Annotated in this window: 3 protein-coding genes and 1 pseudogene; all 4 read left to right on the top strand. The window is 65.2% G+C overall.

The features are described 5' to 3' along the window. On the top strand, positions 1–273 hold a 273-nt coding region (locus tag L6Q67_RS23255; protein WP_296575795.1), incomplete at its 5' end, for a transposase. 189 nt (positions 274–462) lie between these two features. Continuing rightward, positions 463–1,008: pseudogene (gene trbG / locus L6Q67_RS23250) on the top strand (P-type conjugative transfer protein TrbG); the annotation flags it as partial. A gap of 2 nt (positions 1,009–1,010) precedes the next feature. After that, positions 1,011–2,294: a TrbI/VirB10 family protein gene (locus tag L6Q67_RS23245; RefSeq protein WP_296575792.1), complete on the top strand. Its 1,284-nt coding sequence runs from the start codon at positions 1,011–1,013 to the stop codon at positions 2,292–2,294. Then, on the top strand, positions 2,291–2,554 hold the full coding sequence (locus L6Q67_RS23240) for a DUF2274 domain-containing protein (protein ID WP_296575789.1): 264 nt from the start codon (positions 2,291–2,293) through the stop codon (positions 2,552–2,554). The genes L6Q67_RS23245 and L6Q67_RS23240 overlap by 4 nt, the downstream gene beginning before the upstream one ends. Positions 2,555–2,760: the final 206 nt, after the last annotated feature.

Genomic DNA, 2,760 nt, shown 5'->3' with positions numbered 1-2,760 from the left:
TTGGCGGCGCTGTACCACGAACGCTGGGAAATCGAGGGCGTCTTTGATGAATTCAAGACGCACTTGCGGGCGAACAGCACCGTTTTGCGCAGCAAGACGCCCGAGTTGGTGCAGCAAGAGTTGTGGGGCTTGCTGCTGGCGCACTTTGCCATTCGTCAGTTGATGGCACAGGCAGCCTGGGCGCGTGAGCTTGACCCGGATCGGCTGAGCTTTATCCATGCAGTACGAGTGATCAAACGCAAGATGCCGCAAGCTGCGGCCATTCCCCCCTGAGCGCTTGGCGTCTTGGCGTGACGCTTGGCTTGCAGAAATTGCCCAAGGCCTATGCGTCAGCAGTCGCGGCCACAGCAACCCTCGTGGCGTCAAGCGCAAAATGAGTAACTTCAACGTACGCCATCGTGGGGAAAACCTTCATCGAAAGCACCACCCAACACCGGTGCTTCGTATCTGAACAGTATTGCGGCTAGCGGCGCGGGCGAGGCGCTGCGCGTGAAGGTACTGGTCAAGCCCATCCGCTCGGGCCTCAAGACCAACCTGGTCATCACCACGAGCCGGCGCACTTACTTGGTCGAGCTGACCTCCACCGAGAAGGCCTGGATGGCCTCGGTGTCCTGGGAGTATCCGAAGGACAGGATGCTGGCCCTGCAGCGCCAGGCGCAGGCGGCCCAGGCCGCGGCCCCCATCGAGAGCGGCTTGGCGCTGGAGAGGCTGCGTTTTCGCTACGCCATCGGTGGTGGCAACCCGTCCTGGAAGCCGCTGCGTGCCTTCGACGATGGCGAGAAGGTCTACATCCAGTTTCCGGCGGGCATCGCACAGGGCGAACTGCCGCCGCTGTTCGTGATCGGGGCGCAAGGGGACGGGCAGCTGGTGAGCTACCGCTTCCGGCCGCCGTACTACATCGTGGACCGGTTGTTTGGTGCGGCCGAGCTGCGCCTGGGTGGAGGTGGGGGCCAGGATGGTGACGTGGTGCGCATTGAGCGAACCGACGGTGTTGGTGGACGGCTCTGACCATGGGCAGCCGGGACTCTTCCAACGCCGCCACCCCGCCGCAACCCGCCAAGGTTGCTCCCGAATCGGTGGCGCTGCGTGCTGCGCCGAGACCCGTGACGCGGTTGAACCGGCGCATGCTGGCAGCTATCGTGGGCTCCTTGGCTGCGGCCGTACTGGGCGCCACCATCTGGTCGCTGCAGGGCAGCCACCGGCGTGGCGCGAATCCCTCGGAGCTCTACAACGTCGATCGGGTGTCGAAGTCCGAAGGGCTGGACCGGTTGCCGGCCGACTACGGCGGACTGCGATCGCCAGAAGTACCCCGATTGGGGCCTCCGTTGCCGGGGGACCTGGGGCCGGCCATCGTGAAGGCGCAGGGGTCGGTGGAGCCGGGCTATGCGCCACCAGGCCATGATCCGGCGGATGCGCTGCGCAAGGAGGCCGAGGCTGCGGCGGGATCGCCGGTGTTCTTCCGCACGGGGGGAGCGCAGGCGGGGCAGGGTGCGGCGCAGTCCGCGGCGATGGCGGCGCCTGCGGCATCCGTGCTGGCGGGGTTCGATCCATTGGCGGCGGGGCCTGTCTCGACGGCGGCGCAGCCTGCAGACCCCACGGCTGTTCAGAACCGGCAGGAGCAGAAGGAGGCTTTCCTGAAAGGCGGTTCCACGGAAACCCGGAATTCAGGAAACCTGCAGATGCCTGCCTCACCCTACCAGGTGATGGCCGGCACGGTGATTCCGGCTGCGCTGGTGACGGGAATCCAGTCGGACCTGCCGGGCGATGTAGTCGCCACCGTGACGGAGCCGGTCTACGACACGGCCACAGGGAGGCACCTGCTGATCCCGCAGGGCTCGCGCCTCCTGGGGCGCTACAACAGCCAGGTGAGCTATGGGCAGAGCCGGTTGCAGATGGTGTGGAACCGCATCGTCCTGCCAGACACGTCGTCGCTCACGCTCGACAACCTCGTGGGCACCGATCCGGCGGGGCGCGCGGGGTTGGAGGATGGAGTGGACTGGCACTGGGGAAGGGTGGTCGCGGGGGCGGCGCTGACGACCTTGCTGGGGGTGGGCGCCGAGCTGGCTGCTCCCGAGAACCGGCAGAACGGCAACCGTGTGGTGATCGCGGGGCGTGACGGGTTGCAGGACAGTGTGAACCAAGTGGGGCAGGAGATGATGCGGCGCAACCTGAACCTGCAGCCGACGCTGACTGCAAGGCCAGGGTTGGCGGTGCGGGTGATCGTGAACCGGGATCTGGTGCTGCGGCCTTATCAGCCGTTGTTCGTCAATGGCGGCAGGGGAGGTCCACGATGAGCACTCCGAGGAAATTGCGGCTGGGGCCGCTGCCCAGGACGGAGAGCGTCAAACTGACCTTCACCTGCACGGCCAGTCTCAAAGCGGAGCTGGACCGGTATGCAGTGTTGCATGCGCAGACCTATGGGGAGGCTGTGGATGCCATGGCGCTGGTTCCGCACATGCTGGAGGCGTTCATGGCGCGGGACCGGGGTTATCGCAGCTTTGCTCCGTCCAGCACAATGACCTCCAAGAAGCGGCAGCCAGATGGACAGGGGTAGGAGCGGCGCGGCCTGGGTGTGCAAGGCAATGCCCAATGCGTGACGATCCGTGTCTCTTGCGATTATTGATCCGGCCCTTGCGTACTTGAATTTATCTGCACCACCCCCAAATTGGATTCATGCAAGCAACTGACATGAGATCGCTGAGCCGAGAGGCGCGGCATGAACGCCGAGTACAGGTCATCCGACTGCGCAAAGTCGGCAAC

The sequence above is a fragment of the Zoogloea sp. genome (assembly GCF_023150065.1).
Lineage (GTDB): Bacteria > Pseudomonadota > Gammaproteobacteria > Burkholderiales > Rhodocyclaceae > Zoogloea.
Note: the sequence above shows the minus strand (reverse complement) of the source record. Positions and strands in the feature narration are given on the sequence as shown.

Coding starts and splice junctions, on each gene's coding strand:
- L6Q67_RS23245 (WP_296575792.1), top strand. CDS start 1,011: ATGGGCAGCCGGGACTCTTCCAACGCCGCCACCCCGCCGCAACCCGCC.
- L6Q67_RS23240 (WP_296575789.1), top strand. CDS start 2,291: ATGAGCACTCCGAGGAAATTGCGGCTGGGGCCGCTGCCCAGGACGGAG.